Source organism: Pseudomonas sp. LBUM1641 (assembly GCF_059716235.1).
In genome coordinates this window covers 2,857,610-2,876,497 of sequence record NZ_CP166815.1, presented here as the reverse complement: position 1 = coordinate 2,876,497, position 18,888 = coordinate 2,857,610, and the positions used below count along the sequence as shown (strand labels likewise).

The window sequence follows — 18,888 nt, the reverse complement described above, 5'->3', positions numbered from 1 at the left end:
TAGATAGATCAGATAATAAAAAAGAGATTTCCTTATGTCCGAAATACTCTGGCAACCCTCCCCCGAACGCATCCACAACACCCGGATGGATCAGTTCCGGCGCTTCATCAATGATCGCCATGCCTTGCAGATCAGCGACTACCCGGCCCTGCACCAGTGGAGCATCGACCAGCGCCCGGATTTCTGGCAGTCCATTGTCGAGTTTTTCGAGGTGCAGTTCCGCACGCCACCCAGCGCGGTGCTGATCGAAGACGCCGAGATGCCCAGCGCCCAGTGGTTTCCCGGAGCCACCCTGAATTTTGCCGAGCACCTGCTGCGCCGTCGCGACGATCATCCCGCGGTGGTCGCTATCAGCGAAGACGGCCAGCGCGAACAACTGACCTACGCCGAACTGGCCCACCACGTCGCCGGCCTGCAACGCAGCTTGCGGGCCGCCGGTGTGGGCGTGGGCGACCGGGTGGCCGCGTGCATGCCCAATACCTGGCAAACCCTGGTGGGCATGCTTGCTACCACCAGCCTCGGCGCGATCTGGTCGTGCTCCTCGCCCGACTTCGGCACCCAGGGCGTGATCGATCGCTTCGGCCAGATCGAACCCAAGGTGCTGATCACCTGCGCCGGCTACCGCTACGCCGGCAAGGTCATCGACCAAAGCAGCAAGCTCAATGAAATCCTCGAACGGCTGCCGTCCCTGCAACAGTTGATCATCGTGCCGTACGCCCGCCCCCAAGCGCGGCCCGAGGATTATCAGACCCGAGCCAACGTTGCACGCTGGGACGACTTCTACACCCCCGGCGGCGAACCCGATTTCGTCGCCGTGCCCTTCGATCATCCGCTGTACATCCTCTATTCCAGCGGCACCACCGGCGTGCCCAAGTGCATCATCCACGGCACCGGCGGCGTGTTGCTCACCCACCTCAAGGAACATGGCCTGCACGCCGACCTGTCCCGGGATGACTGCCTGTTCTACTACACCACCTGCGGCTGGATGATGTGGAACTGGCTGGTGTCGGTGCTGGCCATCGGCGCCACGGCGGTGCTGTATGACGGCTCACCGTTTCACCCGGGGCCTGAGCGCCTGATGGACCTGATCGACCAGGAAAAAATCAGCGTGTTCGGCACCAGTCCGAAGTTCCTCGCCACCCTGGAAAAGGCCGGGCTGCAACCGCGGCTGAGCCATGACCTGAGCAGCCTCAAGGGCTTGATCTCCACCGGCTCGCCGCTGTCGCCACAGAGCTACGACTACGTGTACCGCGAGATCAAGCCGGAGCTGTGCCTGTCGTCGATGTCTGGCGGTACCGATATCGTCTCCTGCTTCGTGATCGGCAACCCGGTGCTGCCGGTGCGCCGTGGCGAGATGCAGTGCAAGAGCCTGGCAATGGCCATCGAAGTCTGGGACGACCAGGGCCGCCCGCTGGTAGGCGAAAAAGGCGAACTGGTGTGCACCCGGCACTTCCCGGCGATGCCTATCGGCCTGTGGAATGACCCGCACCAGGAAAAACTGCGGGCCTCGTATTTCAGCCAGTTCCCCGGCGTGTGGGCCCAGGGTGACTACGCCGAACAACGCCCCAATGGCAGCCTGCTGATCCATGGCCGTTCAGACGCCGTGCTCAACCCCGGCGGCGTGCGCATCGGCACCGCAGAGATTTATCGTCAGGTGGAAAAAGTGCCGCAGGTGCTGGAAAGCCTGGCCATCGGCCAACGCTGGCAGGATGACGTGCGGGTGGTGCTGTTTGTGCGGCTCAACGACGGCGTCGAACTGGATGACGCCCTGGAGCAACAGATCCGCGAGGTGATCCGTGCCAACACCACGCCGCGCCATGTGCCGGCGAAGATTCTGGCGGTGACGGACATCCCGCGCACCATCAGCGGCAAGATCGTCGAACTGGCGGTGCGCAACGTGGTGCATGGCGAAGTGGTGAAGAACACCGACGCCCTGGCCAACCCCGAAGCCCTGGAGCAGTTCCGTGATCGCCCGGAGCTGGCAGAAAGATGAAACGTTTTAGCGCTTAAGCACTCATTTGAAGACAAAACCCTCAAGCATGCTATTTTTCGAGGGTGGAAAGCCGATCTCTCCTCGCGGGATAATCGGCTTTTGTCATTCTTCAAGCGTTACGCGCAGGGCATTTACATGAACGTATCACCCACCGGCAGCGAGGCCGCGGCACTGATTGCGCGGCTGGACTGGGCACGAAGCCCTCTCGGTGACGCCATTGATTGGCCGCAAAGCCTCCGTACAGCCGTCGACATCGTGATCCATTCACCCATGCCGATGTTGTTGCTGTGGGGCGCCGAACTCACTCAGATCTACAACGACGGCTTCGCCCTGCTGGCCGGCAACAAGCACCCTGGCGCCTTCGGCCAGCCTGCCGACTTGATCTGGCCGGAGTTGAAGCCGTTTACCGACCCGATCTACAGCGCCGTCTTCGCGGGCCAGGTACGCACGTTCACCGAGCAGCGTTTCGTGCTGCAACGCAACCACCGCGACACAGAGATCTGGCTGGACCTGACCTACAGCCCGATTCGCGATGAGCGCGGTGAGGTCGCCGGGATCCTGATCACCGCCATCGAAACCAACGAGCGCCGGCGCATCGCCCTGGAACTCCAGCAGCGCACCGAAAACAGCCTCAAGGCCCAGCGCAACACCGAGCAGCGCCTGCAACTGGCCCTGGCCGCCACCGACGCCGTGGGCACCTGGGACTGGGACATTGGCGAAGACCGGTTTATCGCCGACGCACATTTCGCCCAACTGCACGGGGTTGATCCCTGCGATGCCGGCCTGCTGCCCATCAGCGACTACCTGCAAGGCGTGCACCCTGAAGACCGTGGCATGGTGGCCCGCAGCATCAAGCATTGCATCACCCACGGCACCGAATACGCCGAGGAATATCGCCTGCTGCAAGCCGACGGCGAAGTGCGCTGGGTGTTTGCCCGGGGCCGTTGCTACAAGGACCATCATGGCCGACCGGCACGTTTTCTCGGCGCGGCCCTCGACCTGACTGAACGCAAGCACACCGAACAGGCCCTGCGCCAAAGCCAGACCGAGCTGCAGTTGATCATCAACGCCATGCCGGTGCTGATCGGCTATGTCGACCACGAGCAGCGCTTTCGCCTGAACAACAGCGCCTACCTGGACTGGTACGGCATGACCCCGCAGGAGCTCTACGGCAAGACCATCCGCGAAGTCGTGGGCGACGAAATCTATGCCGGGCGCGTCGACAAGATCGAGGCGGCGCTCAAGGGCAAGGCCTGCAGTTTTGTCACCGTCACGCCGCACCATGACGGCCGCCCCCGCCACGCGCTGATGAAGTACCTGCCGCGTTTCAGCGCTGACGGTTCAGTCAACGGTTTCTACATTTTTGTGATCGACGAGACCGAGCGCAAACTTACCGAAGAAGCCCTGCGCCACCTTAACGAAAACCTCGAAGAGCGCGTCAACCAACGCACCCAGGCCCTGGCCGAAGCCAACCAGCGCCTGCAAAACGAGATGTTTGAGCGCGAGCGTGCCGAAGACGCCCTGCGCCATGCCCAGAAGATGGAAGCGGTCGGCCAACTCACCGGCGGCATCGCCCATGACTTCAACAACATGCTCACCGGGATCATCGGCAGCCTGGACCTGATGCAACGCTACATCGCTGCCGGACGCAGCGACGAGATCGGCCGCTTCACCGACGCCGCCGTGTCCTCGGCCCATCGTGCCGCTGCGCTGACCCACCGACTGCTGGCGTTCTCTCGCCGCCAATCCCTGGACCCCAAGCCGGTAGATCCGAATCAATTGGTAGCGTCCCTGGAAGACCTGTTCCGCCGCACCAAGGGCGCGCATATCGAACTCAAGGTGCAACTGGGCACCGACATCTGGCCGGTGAACACCGACGCCAGCCAGCTGGAAAACGCCCTGCTCAACCTGGTGATCAATGCCCGGGATGCGATGCCTGACGGCGGTCAATTGTGCATCGAGACCGCCAACAGTTACCTCGACGGCACCGACATCACCACCCTGGAGCCGGTCAAGGCCGGCGACTATGTGATGCTCGGCGTGAGCGATAACGGCGCCGGCATGACCGCGAAGATCCTCGCCAAGGCTTTCGACCCGTTCTTCACCACCAAGCCCATCGGCCAGGGCACCGGCCTTGGGTTGTCGATGATCTATGGGTTTGCCCAGCAATCCGGCGGCCACGTGACCATTCAGAGCGAGCCGGGCCAGGGCACTTGCGTGCGCCTGTACTTGCCGCGCCTGCATGGCACCGCGCTGGAAAGGACGGTGCCCGCCAGTCAGGGCGAAGCCCCGGTAGCGCTGGAAGGCGAAGCCGTGGTGGTGGTCGAGGACGACCCGGCGGTGCGGATGCTGGTGGTGAATGTGCTGGATGAGCTGGGTTACACCGCGCATCAGGCGGCGGATGCACGGGCGGCGTTGCCGCTGCTGGAGTCCGACCTGCGGGTGGATTTGCTGGTGACCGATGTGGGCTTGCCGGGGATGAACGGCAGGCAACTGGCAGAAATTGCCCGGCAACATCGACCCGAACTCAAGGTGCTGTTCATGACCGGATATGCCGAGAAAGCCGCCGAGCGCCAGGGGTTCCTGGAGGCTGGCATGGACATGGTAGCCAAGCCGTTTTCGATTGACCTGCTGGCTAACAAAATCCGTAGCATGATCAGCTCAGAGGCCTGACTTCAGGCATAATCGCGCGCCGTTTCACATCAGGACCGATCAATGAAAGCCCAAGCCCGTCACATTCTGGTGAAAACCAGTGAAGAAGCCGAACAGCTCAAGCAGCGTATTGCCAAGGGCGAAGCGTTTGACGTGTTGGCCAAGAAGTACTCCACCTGCCCGTCTGCCAAGCGCGGCGGTGATTTGGGTGAAGTAAGGCCGGGGCAGATGGTGGGGGTGATTGATGCGGTGATCTTCAAGAAGCCTGTGAAGGTGGTTCATGGGCCGATCAAGAGCAAGTTTGGGTATCACTTGGTGCAGGTGTTTTACCGGGATTGATGGCTTTTTTGTGGCGAGGGAGCTTGCTCCCGCTGGAGTGCGAAGCGCTCCCAGCTTTTTTGGGGCCGCTGCGCGGCCCAGCGGGAGCAAGCTCCCTCGCCACAATAGATAGCGTTAGTCTCGGGGAATGAGTGCACCTGGCACCTGAATCACCCGGCTCGCCAGCCGATGCCCGGCCAAGGCTGCTTCCTGCGGCGAGCCGCCCTTGAGCCGACCAGCCAGATACGCCGCACTGAACGAATCCCCCGCCGCAGTCGTATCGATCACCTTCTCTACCACCAACGCCGGCACCTCGAACCGCTCACCTTCACAGCGAATCAAACACGCATCCGCGCCACGTTTGAGCACCACCTCGGCAATGCCCGGATACGCCGCAAACACCTGGTCGCTGTCCTCATAACCAAACAATGCGCGCTCGTCATCCTCGGTCAGCAAGGCAATATCCACCTCGGCCAATACCCTGTGATACGCCGCACGCGCCGCGTCCACGCTGGCCCACAAGCGCGGCCGGTAGTTGTTGTCGAACACCACCTTGCCGCCGCGCTGGCGGGTTTCGACCAGGGTTTCCAGCAGGCGTGCACGGCCGACTTCGCCCAATACCGCCAGGGTGATGCCGCTGAAATACACCACGTCGTATGCCGGCAGCGCCGCCAGGATCGGCTCGGCCGCCGGCGTGGTGAAGCAGTCGCGTACGGCGGCTTCGTTGCGCCAGTAGAGGAATTTGCGCTCGCCGTTGGCATCGGTCTGGATGCAGTACAAACCCGGCAGGCGCTCAGGCAGGCGTTGGACCATGCTCAGGCCCAGGCCCTCTTCAGCCCAGTGTTTGCACATGGCGTCGCTGAAGCTGTCATCGCCCAAGGCGGTGACGTAGTCGACGGTGCTGGGTTCACCCAGTTCGCGGCGCAGGTAGACGGCGGCGTTCAGGGTATCGCCGCCGAAGCTTTGTTGCAGGCTGCCGTCGGCGCGGTGTTGCAGTTCGATCATGCATTCGCCGATGAGGGCGATGCGGGGTTGTGTGTTCATGACAGGGGGTCTCTCGATGTACTGGAGGGCCTCTTCGCGAGCAAGCCCGCTCCCACATTTGATTGCATTTCAACTGAAGGAACTCGGTCGAATGTGGGAGCGGGCTTGCTCGCGAAGGGCACGATTAGGTCTAGAAGCAGGTATGCAGGCTTTCGATTACCTGCAACTGCTCATCCACCAAATTACCCACTTGCCACTTGTCAAACGTCAGGCACGGGTGAGAAGTGCCGAAGGAGATGATGTCGCCAATGCGCAACTCAACCCCCGGCACGACGACCATGAATGCATGCTGGTCCATCACGGCGGTAACCTTGCACGCGGCCACGTCATCACCCTCGGCCGGCAACACGCCTGCCTTGTAGCGCTTGAGCGGCACCGGCAGGCCGGCGTCGTAGGCAACGTCGCGCTTGCCCAGGGCGATCACCGCGAAGCCAGGCTCCGGCAGCGACTGCACGTGGGCCCAGACTTCCAGCGCCGGGCGCAGGCCTTCGTTGAGGTCGCTGCGACGGTCGAGTACGCAGCACTGCGCTTCTTTGTAGATGCCATGGTCGTGAGCCACGTAGCTGCCCGGGCGCAATACGCTGAGGAAACGTCCGGCGGCGTTCTGGGCTTCGAAGGATTCGGCGATCAGGTCGTACCAGGCGGAACCCGAGGCGGTGATGATCGGCTTGCCGAGGTCGAAGGCGCCGCTGTTTTGCAGGTCGACGGCGAGGCGTACCAGGGAGGCGGCGAATTCGCGAATGCCACTGATGGCGTGCTCGCCGTGGATCACCCCTTCGTAGCCTTCGATGCCGGTGAGGGCCAGCGCAGGCTGGGCCTTGATAGCCTTGGCCAGGTCGAGCACCTGTTGTTCGGTGCGGCAACCGCAACGGCCGCCGACCACGCCGTATTCGATCATCACGTTCAGGCGCAGTCCACGGGCGGCAAAGAACAAGCCCAGGTCGGCCACGTTGTCCGGGTGGTCGACCATGCAGTGGAAGTCGAATTCAGGGTCGGCCAGCAGGTCGGCGATCAGCGCCATGTTCGGCGCGCCCACCAGTTGGTTGGCCATCAACACCCGGCGAACACCACCGGCATACGCGGCGCGGGTCTGCACGGCGCTGGCCAGGGTGATGCCCCAGGCGCCCTGCTCGATCTGCCGCTGGAACAACGCCGGCATCATGCTGGTCTTGCCGTGGGGCGCCAGTTGCGCGCCGCTGTTGCTGACGAAATCCTGCATCCAGCGGATGTTGTGTTCCAGGGCATCGCGGTGCAGCACCAGGGCCGGCAGGCTGACGTCACGCACCAAATGCGCACCGACCGGGGCGGCGCCTTTTTCAACGGCATTGAAGGCAGACATAAGCGTTTCCTATTCGTTGATGCGACGGGCCAGGTTGTTCGCGCTGTCGATCAGCACCCGGCGATAGTCGTTGTAGTTTTTGATGGCATCGGCCCGTGGGGCGACGATGCACAGAGTCGCAATGCTGATGCCTTGGGCGTCCCGAACCGGGGCGGCAAAGCAATGGGTAAAGGTGTCGGCGACGCTGTCGAAGGAGAAGAATCCGTCGAGGGTGGCCTGGCGGATTTGCCCGAGGAAGGTTTCCAGAGGCAGGCGCTGACCGTCCGGGAGGATGAAGTCGTCGTTGTCGATCAGGTCGATGATTTGCTGGTCGCTCAGGTGGCCCAGCAGCAGGCGGCCGGAGGCGGTCCAGGGAATTGGCGCGTTCTCGCCGATGTCTGAGGAAATACGGAAATGCCGCTCGCCTTCACGCATCAGGGCCACGGTGTATTTGCGCCCATTGAGCAGGCACATCTGGGCGGTTTCGTGGGTCTGGCTGACGATTTCCTGCAGGGCGTGGTCGGCTTCGCGGGTCAGGTCGAAATGGCGCAGGTGGGCCTGGCCGAGGAAGTACAGCTGACGGCCGAGGTAGACGTGACCGTCCTTGCCGACGGTTTCGAGGATGCGCCGTTCCAGCAGCGAGGCCACCAGTTCGTAGACCGTGGATTTGGGGCTGCCGATGCCGCTGGCGATATCATTCGGGCGCAGGGGTTGGCCGATTTCCTTGAGGAAGTCGAGGATATCGAACGCCCGGTCGAGGCCTTTGGCGCGGCGTTTGATGGTGTCTTCGGTCATGGCAGTTTCGGGTCCCGTCAAAGTCGTGTTACTTGGCTAATTGCATCATTTGGGCTAGCTGGATTTAATGTGGGAGCTGTCGAGCCTTAGCGAGGCTGCGATGCAGGCGCTGCGGTCTGACAGGCCACCGAGGTGATCCCATCGCAGCCTCGCCAGGGCTCGACAGCTCCCACACTGGACTGGCTCAGGCCCCTGGCATTTAGCCTTTTTTCTTGTAGGCCACGCAATCAATCTCAACCTTGCAATCGACCATCATGTTCGCCTGCACACACGCCCGCGCCGGGGCATGTTCCGGGTTGAAGTATTCGCCGAACACTTTGTTGAAGCTCCAGAAGTCCCGTGGGTCTTCCAGCCATACACCCACGCGTACCACGTCTTCAAGGGCGTAGCCGGCTTCTTCGAGAATCGCTACTACGTTGCGCATGGTCTGGTGCGTCTGCTCGACGATGCCGCCGGTGATGATTTCACCGTCCACCGCCGGCACCTGGCCCGACACGTACAACCAGCCATCCGCTTCCACCGCGCGGGCGAAAGGACGAGGCTGGCCGCCGCCGGCCGTGGCGCCGGTGCCGTAACGAGTAATGCTCATAATGGATCTCCTGAAGTGATGATTTAAAAACGAATGTTCTTGAGAAATTCCGCCAGTCGCGGCGATTGCGGGCGTTCGAAAATGTCTTTCGGCGGCCCTTGTTCTTCAATGCGGCCCTGGTTCATGAAGACGATCTTGTCCGAGACTTCATAGGCAAACCGCATTTCGTGGGTGACCAGCAACATGGTCATGCCCTCTTCCGCCAAACCTTTGATCACGCTGAGCACTTCGCCCACCAGTTCCGGGTCCAGGGCCGAGGTGACTTCGTCGAACAGCATCAGGCTCGGGTTCATCGCAATCGCGCGGGCAATCGCCACGCGCTGTTGCTGGCCGCCCGACAGCTGGCCTGGGAAGTGATTGCGGCGCTCCAGCAGGCCGACGCGGTCCAGCCATTTTTCCGCCAGCGCCACCGCTTCGTCCTTGCCCATCTTCTTGACCTTGAGCAGGCCCAGGGTGACGTTTTGCAAAGCGGTCAGGTGCGGGAACAGGTTGAACTGCTGGAACGCCATGCCGGTCATCGCGCGGTGCTGGGAAATCACGCGCTCCGGGTGGCGCACACGCTTGCCGCCGACGTCGCTGTAGCCGATGGATTCACCGTCGAGGGTGATCTGGCCGCCCTGGAATTCTTCCAGCAGGTTGACGCAGCGCAGCAGCGTGGTCTTGCCCGAGCCGCTGGAGCCGATCAACGTCACGACATTGCCGCGCTGCATGCTCAGGTCGACGCCCTTGAGTACTTCCACCGGGCCGTACTGTTTACGCAGGCCGCGAATGTTCAGGAGTGGCTGGCTTTCTTTTGAGAGTTGGTTCATGGCAACGCCACCCGCTTTTCAATGTAACGCCCCAACAATTCGATGGCGTAGTTGATGACAAAAAACATAAAGCCTGCGAACAGGTAGAACTCCAGGGTCATGAAGGTCCGGGCGATGACCTGTTGGGTACTGAGCAGCAATTCGGCCACGCCGATCACCGACAGCAAGGTGGACGCCTTGACGATTTCCGTGGACGAGTTGACCCAGGTCGGCAGGATCTGCCGCAGGGCCTGGGGCAACAGCACGTAGCCGAGGGATTGGTAGAACGTCAGGCCGATGGCCTTGCCGGCTTCCAGTTGCCCTTTGGGAATCGCTTGCAACGCACCGCGCACGATTTCCGAAACGTGAGAGCCGCAGAACAGCGTCAAGCCCACGGCGCCGGCCTGGAACGCAGTGATCTGCCAACCCAGTGCCGGCAGCATGTAGAAGCATGCCAATACCAGCACAAACACCGGTGTACCGCGGATCAGGTCGACGTACAGGCGAAACGGCGCACGCATCCAGAATTTGCCGTAGGTCAGCACCAAGCCGGCGACGATGCCGATCAGAGTGCCAAAGATAATCGCCAGGGCCGAGCAGTAGACGCTGGTCTGGAACCCCGCCCAGAGGGTTTCCCGGGCGATCCACAACTCATGCAGCCAGCTGGGGGATTCGTACATGGGCGCTCCTTAGCGGCGAATCGCCAAACGCTGTTCCAGGTAACGGAGCAGCATGGCGATGAGGTAACAGGCAGCCACGTAGAGCGCGGTCGTGACCATCCAGGTTTCAATCACCCGGTAGCTTTCGACGTTGATCTTGCGGGCGTAATAGGTCAGCTCCGGCACCGCGATCGCGGCCGCCAGGGAGGTGTCCTTGAACAGCGAGATGAAGTTGTTCGACAGCGCCGGCAGCACGTTGCGCAGCATCACCGGCACGGTGATGTACGCGCGAATACGCCATTCGCCCAGGCCGATGGCCAGGCCCGCTTCACGCAACCCCTTGGGAATGTTCAAGAGGCCGGCGCGGAATACTTCGGTCAGGTAGGCACCGGCGTACAGCGACAGGGTGATGATGAACGAGGGGATCTTGTCCAGCCGGATCCCCAGGCTGGGCAAGGCGAAGTAGATCAACAGGATCAGCACCAGGATCGGGGTGTTGCGGATCACCGTCACATACACCGAGGCCCCAATGCGCAGCGCACGGTGTTTGGACAGCATGGCAAACGCCATCAACAGGCCGATCACGCAACCGATGGCGATGGACAGCAGTGCCAATTCAAGGCCGAGGCCGAGCCCCGCCAGCAAGCTGGGGAAGTCGCGCCACACAGCGGCAAAGTTCAACTGATAGTTCATGGTCAGCAGTACCTGATTGGGGCGCCGTCAGCGACGCCCCAGTGTTTACGGGTTACTTGAACTCAACCGGGAAACCGATCGCAGGCTCTGGCAGATCCACACCGAACCATTGCTTGAACGAGGCCTTGTACATCGGGAACTCCACGCCGGTCATGGCTTCGTGCAGGGCGGTGTTGACGAAGTTCAGCCAGTCCTGGTCGCCACGTTTGACGGCGCACGCGTAGGTCTGCGGGCTCCAGGCGTAGCTCGGGCTGCGGTAGCGACCCGGGTTTTGCACCATCAGGTACTTGACCGAGGACTGGTCGGTGGCGGCGGCGTCGGCACGGCCGGAGTTCACGGCCTGGTACATCAGGTCGACGCTGTCGTACTGGTCGACCTTGGCTTTAGGCAATGCCTGGTGCACCAGTTCTTCGGCGTAGACGTTTTGCAGCACGGCCACGGTGACGCTGTCGCCGGCGGCTTGCAGGTCTTCGATTTCCTTGTACTTGCTGTTGGCCGGCAGCAGCAGGCCCACGCCTTCGCGGTAGTACGGCAGGGTGAAGGCCACTTGCTGCGCGCGGCTGGCGGTGACGGTGATGAACTGGCAGCTCATGTCGACCTTGTCGGTCAGCAGGTTGGGAATCCGGGCGTCGGAGGACTGCACCACGTATTCGACTTTGCTCGGGTCGTTAAACAACCCCTTGGCCACGATGTGACCGATATCGATATCAAAACCCTGCAACTTGCCATCCGCTCCCTGGAAGTGCCACGGCGCATTGGTACTGCCTGTACCCACGATCAGGTGCCCACGCTTGAGCACTGTATCGAGCTTGCTGTCCGCCGCTTGCACTGCTGCTGCGAGGGAAGCCGATGCGGCGAAGAGAAAAACACACGCTTTGAACACGGAAGGTCGGTGATGCATAACAAGCACTCCAGGAGTTGTGTATTCCGCTATACCGGAACTAAGTATGTAACAACGGAATAGACAGCAGAAAGTGTGCCATACGCGGTAACAGAAAAGTATTGCGGGATTAATTTCTTTTTAAATCAACGGGATAAATTTGTATCGCCGATGAGGCGCTGGGCCATCTGTTGAAATCAGGTTGCTACCGTTGGCTACACAGCGAGGTGACAGGCCACATTTGGGTGCGGGTGTGGTTCGTTACCGGGCATGAAAGCGGTGCGGTGCTGGATGGAAGAATTCTGTGGCTGGGCTAGGCTTGGCAGATGATCGGCCCTCCCCAAGGAATGCGTTCAGATGAAGATCAGCCTTGTCCTTATGTTGTTGTCGCTGGTGTTTGCCAGCAATGTGTTCGCCAAGGATGACCGTCGTGAATGCAAGGCCGAGTTGGCCAAGCTGAAGGCGGCGTTTGCGACCGACTATATGAGTCAAAACCATCACGGTTATCGCCGGGCCAAGGACGCCAAGGAGAAAGGGGATTACAAGCAGTGCGTGGGGCTGGCGAAGAAGGCTCGGGAACGGGCGGAGCGCTGAAAGCCTTGGGGCTGCTGCGCAGCCCAGCGGGAGCAAGCTCCCTCGCCACAATGGCCGGTTCGACTCCTTGGAGGTGGGTACCTGTTAGTTTTGACAGTAGACCGTTTTGATCGCCGGGCTTAGCGTGGGGCATGCCCTTTTGCCATGGAGATCATTATGGGAATTGCAACGGCGGTGATTGCCGATGCCGAGGCGTATCAGCAGGTACTGAAGTCGCATGAAACGGTGTTCATGCTGTTTGTTTCGCAGCATTGCCCGGCCTGCGGGGAAGCCAGGCCACTGTTTGAGCGGATTGCCGGGAAATACGGCAGCACCGTGAAAAGCCTGGTGCTCGACACAGCCCAAACCCCGAGACACCCCGAGGTAACCGGCACTCCCACCCTCCTGGTTTTTCAGAATGGCAAGATGATCAATAGGCTGAAGGGGTTCGACGAAAAAACTCTGAGGGAGACGTTCGCCGAGACCAGAATCAGTCCTCCAACATCAACCGCGCCGTCCCCGAAACCCGAATCGAGGCACCCTTCTCATCGGTGATCTGCGCCTGCAAACGCGAGCGGCTGCCCATGTCCTCGCCTTGAATGATGTTGATGCACCCGTTGTGCGGCCAGCCCAGGTCCCGCAGATAGCCGGCAAGTGCGGCCGTCGCGGAGCCTGTAGCCGGGTCTTCGTACACACCGCCCACCGCAAACGGGTTGCGGGTGTGGAACAGCGTCGGGCTTTCGGCGAACACCAGCACCACGGTGCCCAAACCGGCGTCCGTCATGTAGCGGCGACCGGCCTCCAGTTCATAGTGCATCTGGCTGAGCTTGGCGCGGCTGTCGAGCGCCAGCACCAGGTGGGAGAGACCGGCATGGACGATCGCCGGCGGAATGCTGGGGTCCAGGTCATTGCGGGTGTAGCCGAACAACGTCAGGCCCGCGTCCACCAGCGCATCGTTGGCCGGCGCGCTACGGGTTGGCGGGGATTGCAGCGCGGCTTCGATCAGGTCGCCTTCGCTGCGACCGCTGACGGAAATATCGCCGTTGTTCAAGGTCAGGTGGAACTCGCCATCGCCCAGCGCCAGGCTCAAGGCCGCGCCGAGGGCGATGGTGGCGTGCCCGCAAAACGCGACTTCGGACTCCGGCGCGAAGTACCGCACACGCCAGCCGTCATCCTGCGGGCAGGCGAATACGGTTTCCGAAAACCCGACTTCGTGGGCGATACGCTGCATTTCTGCGGCTTCCGGCAGGTTGTCACCGATCCATACGCCTGCCGGGTTACCGCCCTGGTTACCGTCACAAAATGCAGAAATCTTAAGCACGTCCAAAGTCATTCGGGCAACCCTTACTTAACGGTTCAGTGAGCGGCGATGCTATCCAGCTAAAGCGGCGCCAGCAATACCTGCGTGACCCGCCGCTCTTCCACCGCCGCCACGGCCAGGCGCCAGCCTTCATGCTCCAGGCTGTCGCCCACCACCGGCAGGCGATCCAGCAGGCTCATCACCATACCGGCCAGGGTCTGGTAATCCTCCGTCGCCACCGCCTTGAAGCCGGTGCGCTGGCTGATCAGGTTAAGGTTCAAGGCACCATTGACCCGGAAACCACCCTCCTCCTCAACGATATCCGGCCCTTCGACTTCACTCGCGTCCGGCAACTCACCGGCGATGGACTCAAGAATGTCGGTCATGCTCAACACGCCGATAAAGTCGCCGAATTCGTTGATCACGAAGGCAATGTGGGTGGATTCCTGGCGCATCTGCTCCAAGGCATTGAGGATCGAAAAACTCTCCAGCAGGTTGATCGCCCGGCGCGCCAAGTGCTCCAGATTTGGCTCGTTTCCGCCCAGATACTCCTTGAGCAACTCCTTCTTGTGCACGAAACCCAATGGCTCGTCGACAGCACCGTTGCGGATCAAGGGCAGTCGCGAGTAAGACGAATGCATCAGTTTAAGGCGGATAGTGTCGGGATCGTCCGACAGATCTATATAGTCTACCTTCGCCCGAGGCGTCATCAGCGTGCGGATCGGACGTTCAGCCAGTTGCAGCACGCCACTGATCATCACCCGTTCACGCCGATCGAACAGCGGCCCGCCGTTGGCATCAGGGTTATCCAGCAGGTCGGCGACCTCGTCACCGACCTCCTCCACCGCCAGGTTACGCCCGCCGAGTAAACGCATCACCGCATGGGCCGTACGCTCACGCACCGGCAGCGTGCCCTGTGCCGACTTCTTGCGGCGTGCCCGGGCGATCTGGTTGAACACCTCAATCAGGATCGAGAAACCAATGGCCGCATACAGATAGCCTTTAGGAATGTGAAAGCCCAGGCCTTCGGCGGTCAGGGCAAAACCGATCATCATCAGGAAGCCCAGACACAGCATGATCACCGTCGGGTGGGCGTTGACGAAACGGGTCAGCGGCTTGCTGGCAACGATCATCAGGCCGATGGAAATGATCACCGCGATCATCATCACCGCCAGCTCATCCACCATGCCCACGGCGGTAATCACCGCATCGAGGGAGAACACCGCATCCAGCACCACAATCTGCGCAACGATCGGCCAGAACATCGCATAAGCCACGTTGCCAGTGCGCTGGGCCACATGCCCCTCAAGCCGCTCATGCAATTCCATGGTGGCCTTGAACAACAGGAACACACCACCAAACAGCATGATCAAGTCACGGCCCGAGAAACTCTTGTCGAACACCTCGAACAGCGGCTGCGTCAGGGTCACCAACCAGGAAATACTTGCCAGCAAGCCCAGGCGCATCAGCAATGCCAGGGACAAACCGATCAGACGCGCACGGTCACGCTGCTCCGGCGGCAGCTTGTCCGCCAGGATCGCGATAAACACCAGGTTGTCGATGCCCAGCACCAGCTCCAGCACAATCAAAGTCAACAGGCCAAGCCAGGCCGTTGGATCCGCTAACCATTCCATTTTTCAGTATCTCTTCAAGTTTTTCAGAATGCCGGGCACGGCAACGCACGGTCGAGGGACCGGGTAAGGGTAGGCAATCGGAAGACGGGATGCTTGGCCTGAAGGCAGGCGATCAGCGGGAACAGCGACAGTGCATGTCTTGGGGAAAGACGACTGGGAGGCTCCGAGAGGGTGTTCATGTAGGTCCTGTTGTGGAAAAAGGACTTGAATCGTACAGGCGAAATAGGAATTTCTTACAATCTAAAATTATTACAAGATCTGTAGGATCAAGCATTCTGATATTAGGGAGAATGTCGTGAGCCAACAATTTTTCACTATGGTTGGGACAGCCCATAACAAATTTTGAGCATTTGATCGTTCCCACGCTCTGCGTGGGAATGCATACCGTGACGCTCCGCGTCACCCTCTCGCTGGACTTCAGCCAGGCTCGTAGCATCAAGCTTTATCGTCGGGCAGATCCACACGATCTTGCTGCTCTTCACTGATCAGGTATTCAAGAAACGCGGTATACGTCGGCCATGAATCCGGCGCAGTCAACAAGGCCTCCCTACCCAAGCGACATACATCGACGTCGTCACACCAAATCACCCGACCGCCTCCGCCCGAGCAATCCATCACGATCAAACTGGCCGGCGGCTGGGCTAATACCAAAAACTGCCGCGCAAGCCCGGCACGCTCTCGAAGACTTCTGGTTTCATCCAGGACATTCGGCGCAGGCGCCCACCCTATTGCGTGCAAGGGCAACACGTAGATTCCAGAGCCATCGAAGAACTCGGCAGCCTCACGAAAATCATCCGCAAGCTCCAGGCCAAGCTGGCTCTGCACCTCATCAAGAAACCCAGGCTCAACGGCGCGCGCGCCATTCAAAAGCAAACATTGCTGCCGGATCATTGCCAACGTGGACATCAACACCCGCCCTCGCGTCTAGAGATTTGCCCGCGTGCCAAGAAAGCGCAGATAGCGCCCGTCCTCGCTCTCAAAGATCTCGGCCCCTGCGCCCATGTATGCCCGCATCAATTCATCGGCGGCCAAGTCATCGTGGCCTTGATCCAGCAAAACCTGCCCCAGGCGCAGATGTAAAAACGGATTTCCGAGACCGCCCGGACAGGTCATCGCATAGTCCAAGGCATCCCGGGCTGAGCCGTTGAATCCGGATAAAAAGCATGCATCAGCGATGGCAGCCAATACCCAGGTGGAGGCTTCCCAGTTATTTTTCGGTTCGGGGATCAAAATCCAGGCCTTGTTGTATTGCTCGATGGCCTCTTCATAGCGGCCTTCATCGGCCAATTGATCACCTGCACTGCATAGCGACTGGATCTCTTCGTGCAGCAACGACGCAAGCTCAGTGCTCATGAGGACTCCTCCAGAGATCCATCTGCATCCCAGAACGACCACAGCCCAACTTCCTGGCCACGCTCATAAACGCCCTGCGCCGCTACCCGTCCATTGTCGTGGTAGTCCCGCCAGTCACCGTGTTCGGCGCCATCCACGTAATTCCCCTCGGAAGCCAGGTTGCCGTTTGGGTGGTAGGCGCGAAAAAGCCCATGCCGAATCCATTGCGTGCCGTCCTCGGACAGGTAACGCGAATACCTGAATCGAACCTCACCGGTCTCGTAGGGAATTTCCGCTATGTGTAACGCGTTTGGTTTTTCGTCCATGGCAAACCTGCTGCGGTGTGTTGATGTGCTTTCAGACTCTGTTGAGAAAACTGACTTTAGCCGGCGTTGTACGTTTATGCCCGTTATTCAGAACGGCCCCTTCGTAATCACCCGCTCATCAATAAAGCTGCGCAACATCGCAATACGCTGCGTATAGGCTTTGCTCAGGCAACCGACTTGCGCCCCGCAGGTATGCCGCTGCTTGAGCCACACAGCCTGATCATCCATCAACGAACCGCGCCCGCCCATAGCCATGAAGTGCCGGTTGAGGTCATAAAGCAGCGCCATTGTCACGTCCTGATCATTCAGGGAGCGCGTGGCACAGATTGTTTTCTCGTCAGCCGCCTTCGCCCGGTCACAGTCAAAACTGGCCGCCAGGCTTGCAGGGCTGAGCCACAACACGGAAAACCCGGCGAGCACTGCGAATACCGCCGGTTTAATCAAACGAACTGCCATGGAAATATCCTCCTGTTGATCGTCTGTCTGACACTCAGCGGCGTTCTCAGTTTCTTCGCGAGCGATCAGCACAGTGTCCGCTGCAGTGCTTTTTTCCATTCGCCATATCGCGCATCCATGGCGGCGTCCACAGCCGGCTCAAACCACTCCCGCTGTCGCTCCAACCCCACCAACGCCGCATCACTGGCCCAGATGCCCAACGCCCGGCCTGCCAAGTGCGCAGCCCCCAGCGCCGACACCTCCGGCGACAGGCTTCGCACCACCGGCCGCTGCAACAGGTCCGCCAAAAACTGCATCAGCCAGCGATTGCGCGTGGCGCCACCATCCACCCACAGCTCTTTCAACGGGCTGCCAATATCCTGCTGCATCGCCTCGAACACATCCCGAATCTGATAGCCGATGGACTCCAGCGAGGCCCGCAAAATATGTGCGCCCGCCGTGGCTTCAGTCAGGCCACAGATCAACCCACGCGCGTCGGCCTTCCAGTGCGGAGCACCCAACCCGGAAAGCGCCGGGACAAAGTACACGCCACCATTGTCGGGCAGTTGCGCCGCCTGTTCGGTCAACGCATCCAGTGACTCACCCGCTACCAACCGCGAAGCCCATTGCACCGCCGCACCGGTGTGCACGATGTTGCCTTCCATGCCGTAGGTCGGTGCCGAACCGTCATGCCATGCCAATGTAGTCGACAAACCATGGGTGGACGCAATCGGCCCGCTCATGGGCGTCATTAGTGAAGAACCCGTACCGAGGGTGGCCTTGACCAACCCCGGCGCAAACCCACCCTGCCCGTACAACGCAGCATGGGAATCACCCATCATCGACATCACCGGAATCCCGGCAGGCAAACGCCCGAAACCTTTGGTCTGTGCAAAGAACCCCGCACTGGGTTGGATTGGTGCCAGCGCCGCCGCCGGAATGGCAAACAGGGCCAGCAGCTCCGGGTCCCAGGCGCAGGTGTGCAGGTTGAACAGTTGCGTACGTGACGCGTTGGAGTAATCGGTGGCGAACACGCCGCTGAGTTTCCACAGCAACCAGCTATCGACCGTGCCCAGGCAGATTTCACCGGCAGCCGCCCGCGCATGGCCGTTTTCAAGGTTGTCCAGAATCCAGCGAAACTTACCCGCCGAAAACATCGGGTCCAGGGCGAGGCCGGTCTTGGCGAGGATGGTTGCTTCATGCCCCTGCTCGTGCAGTTGCGTACACAGCGCCGTGGAGCGCCGGCACTGCCAACTGATGCACGGCGACAGCGGCTCACCGGTGTGACGGTCCCAGGCCACCACCGATTCACGCTGGTTACTGATGGCCAAGGCCGTAATCGGCCGATCAACCTGGGCCAGGCACTCGTCAATCGCCGCCAGGGTATTCGCCCAGATCTGCAACGGGTCCTGTTCGGAGAATCCGGCCTGGGGATGGCTGATGCTCAAGGCCCGCGAGCCTCGGGCAATAACCTGCCCACGTTCGTTGACCAGCACCGCCTTGGCGTTGCTGGTGCCTTCGTCTATCGCCAGGATCAGCGGAGTATTTTCAGTCATGTG

At 60.7% G+C, this 18,888-nt stretch carries 19 protein-coding genes and 1 pseudogene; 5 read left to right on the top strand and 15 right to left on the bottom strand.

The genetic code is table 11. From position 1 onward, the window contains the following. Positions 1-34: 34 nt before the first annotated feature. The 3 genes and pseudogenes from ACA046_RS13165 to ACA046_RS13155 form a co-directional block, all read left to right on the top strand. The gene (locus ACA046_RS13165; RefSeq protein ID WP_459028284.1) at positions 35-1,993 is read left to right on the top strand and encodes an acetoacetate--CoA ligase; all 1,959 of its coding nucleotides are present in this window, start codon (positions 35-37) and stop codon (positions 1,991-1,993) included. 135 nt (positions 1,994-2,128) lie between these two features. Next, positions 2,129-4,666 (top strand): PAS domain-containing hybrid sensor histidine kinase/response regulator, encoded by a 2,538-nt coding sequence (locus tag ACA046_RS13160; RefSeq protein WP_076016439.1) that lies wholly within the window; start codon positions 2,129-2,131, stop codon positions 4,664-4,666. Between the two features lie 27 nt (positions 4,667-4,693). Continuing rightward, positions 4,694-4,984, top strand: a pseudogene (locus ACA046_RS13155) (peptidylprolyl isomerase); the annotation flags it as partial. 114 nt (positions 4,985-5,098) lie between these two features. Here the strand turns inward: ACA046_RS13155 and ACA046_RS13150 are convergent. From ACA046_RS13150 to ACA046_RS13115, 8 genes are all read right to left on the bottom strand, one after another. Continuing rightward, positions 5,099-6,007 (bottom strand): sugar kinase, encoded by a 909-nt coding sequence (locus ACA046_RS13150; protein WP_459028279.1) that lies wholly within the window; start codon positions 6,005-6,007, stop codon positions 5,099-5,101. A gap of 130 nt (positions 6,008-6,137) precedes the next feature. Beyond that, complete coding sequence (locus ACA046_RS13145; protein WP_497676721.1) at positions 6,138-7,346, bottom strand: amino acid deaminase; 1,209 nt, start codon at positions 7,344-7,346, stop codon at positions 6,138-6,140. A gap of 9 nt (positions 7,347-7,355) precedes the next feature. Further along, complete coding sequence (locus ACA046_RS13140; protein WP_076016318.1) at positions 7,356-8,120, bottom strand: IclR family transcriptional regulator; 765 nt, start codon at positions 8,118-8,120, stop codon at positions 7,356-7,358. A 199-nt stretch (positions 8,121-8,319) separates the two neighbouring features. Then, positions 8,320-8,709: a RidA family protein gene (locus tag ACA046_RS13135; protein WP_003208000.1), complete on the bottom strand. Its 390-nt coding sequence runs from the start codon at positions 8,707-8,709 to the stop codon at positions 8,320-8,322. 23 nt (positions 8,710-8,732) lie between these two features. After that, entirely contained in the window at positions 8,733-9,518 is a 786-nt protein-coding gene (locus tag ACA046_RS13130) for an amino acid ABC transporter ATP-binding protein (protein ID WP_169388036.1), read from the bottom strand. Next, complete coding sequence (locus ACA046_RS13125; protein ID WP_003207996.1) at positions 9,515-10,177, bottom strand: amino acid ABC transporter permease; 663 nt, start codon at positions 10,175-10,177, stop codon at positions 9,515-9,517. Before ACA046_RS13125 ends, ACA046_RS13130 begins: the two co-directional genes overlap by 4 nt. A gap of 9 nt (positions 10,178-10,186) precedes the next feature. After that, positions 10,187-10,849, bottom strand: coding sequence for an amino acid ABC transporter permease (locus ACA046_RS13120; protein WP_076016320.1), 663 nt, complete (start codon positions 10,847-10,849; stop codon positions 10,187-10,189). 52 nt (positions 10,850-10,901) lie between these two features. Continuing rightward, complete coding sequence (locus ACA046_RS13115) at positions 10,902-11,750, bottom strand: transporter substrate-binding protein (RefSeq protein WP_318302480.1); 849 nt, start codon at positions 11,748-11,750, stop codon at positions 10,902-10,904. Positions 11,751-12,086: 336 nt separating this feature from the next. Between ACA046_RS13115 and ACA046_RS13110 the strand changes: the two genes are divergently transcribed. Next, complete coding sequence (locus ACA046_RS13110) at positions 12,087-12,323, top strand: hypothetical protein (protein ID WP_497676720.1); 237 nt, start codon at positions 12,087-12,089, stop codon at positions 12,321-12,323. 156 nt (positions 12,324-12,479) lie between these two features. Beyond that, positions 12,480-12,857, top strand: coding sequence for a thioredoxin family protein (locus ACA046_RS13105; protein ID WP_497676719.1), 378 nt, complete (start codon positions 12,480-12,482; stop codon positions 12,855-12,857). On the opposite strand, the gene ACA046_RS13100 is transcribed toward ACA046_RS13105, so the two are convergent. The 7 genes from ACA046_RS13100 to ACA046_RS13070 form a co-directional block, all read right to left on the bottom strand. Continuing rightward, positions 12,793-13,635, bottom strand: coding sequence for a PhzF family phenazine biosynthesis protein (locus ACA046_RS13100; RefSeq protein ID WP_459028268.1), 843 nt, complete (start codon positions 13,633-13,635; stop codon positions 12,793-12,795). The two genes, ACA046_RS13105 and ACA046_RS13100, sit on opposite strands and share 65 nt — an antisense overlap. Positions 13,636-13,682: 47 nt before the next feature. After that, a complete protein-coding gene (locus ACA046_RS13095; protein WP_459028266.1) occupies positions 13,683-15,236 on the bottom strand; it encodes a TerC family protein in 1,554 nt (517 codons plus the stop codon). Between the two features lie 435 nt (positions 15,237-15,671). After that, the gene (locus tag ACA046_RS13090) at positions 15,672-16,142 is read right to left on the bottom strand and encodes an SMI1/KNR4 family protein (protein WP_497676718.1); all 471 of its coding nucleotides are present in this window, start codon (positions 16,140-16,142) and stop codon (positions 15,672-15,674) included. Between the two features lie 18 nt (positions 16,143-16,160). Continuing rightward, positions 16,161-16,589, bottom strand: coding sequence for a tetratricopeptide repeat protein (locus ACA046_RS13085; RefSeq protein WP_497676717.1), 429 nt, complete (start codon positions 16,587-16,589; stop codon positions 16,161-16,163). After that, positions 16,586-16,789, bottom strand: a complete 204-nt coding sequence (locus ACA046_RS13080; RefSeq protein WP_497677075.1) for a toxin-antitoxin system YwqK family antitoxin — start codon at positions 16,787-16,789, stop codon at positions 16,586-16,588. The genes ACA046_RS13085 and ACA046_RS13080 overlap by 4 nt, the downstream gene beginning before the upstream one ends. Positions 16,790-16,981: 192 nt before the next feature. Beyond that, on the bottom strand, positions 16,982-17,449 hold the full coding sequence (locus ACA046_RS13075; RefSeq protein ID WP_497676716.1) for a lysozyme inhibitor LprI family protein: 468 nt from the start codon (positions 17,447-17,449) through the stop codon (positions 16,982-16,984). Then, positions 17,416-18,885: an FGGY family carbohydrate kinase gene (locus tag ACA046_RS13070; protein WP_459028264.1), complete on the bottom strand. Its 1,470-nt coding sequence runs from the start codon at positions 18,883-18,885 to the stop codon at positions 17,416-17,418. Before ACA046_RS13070 ends, ACA046_RS13075 begins: the two co-directional genes overlap by 34 nt. Positions 18,886-18,888 lie beyond the last annotated feature (3 nt).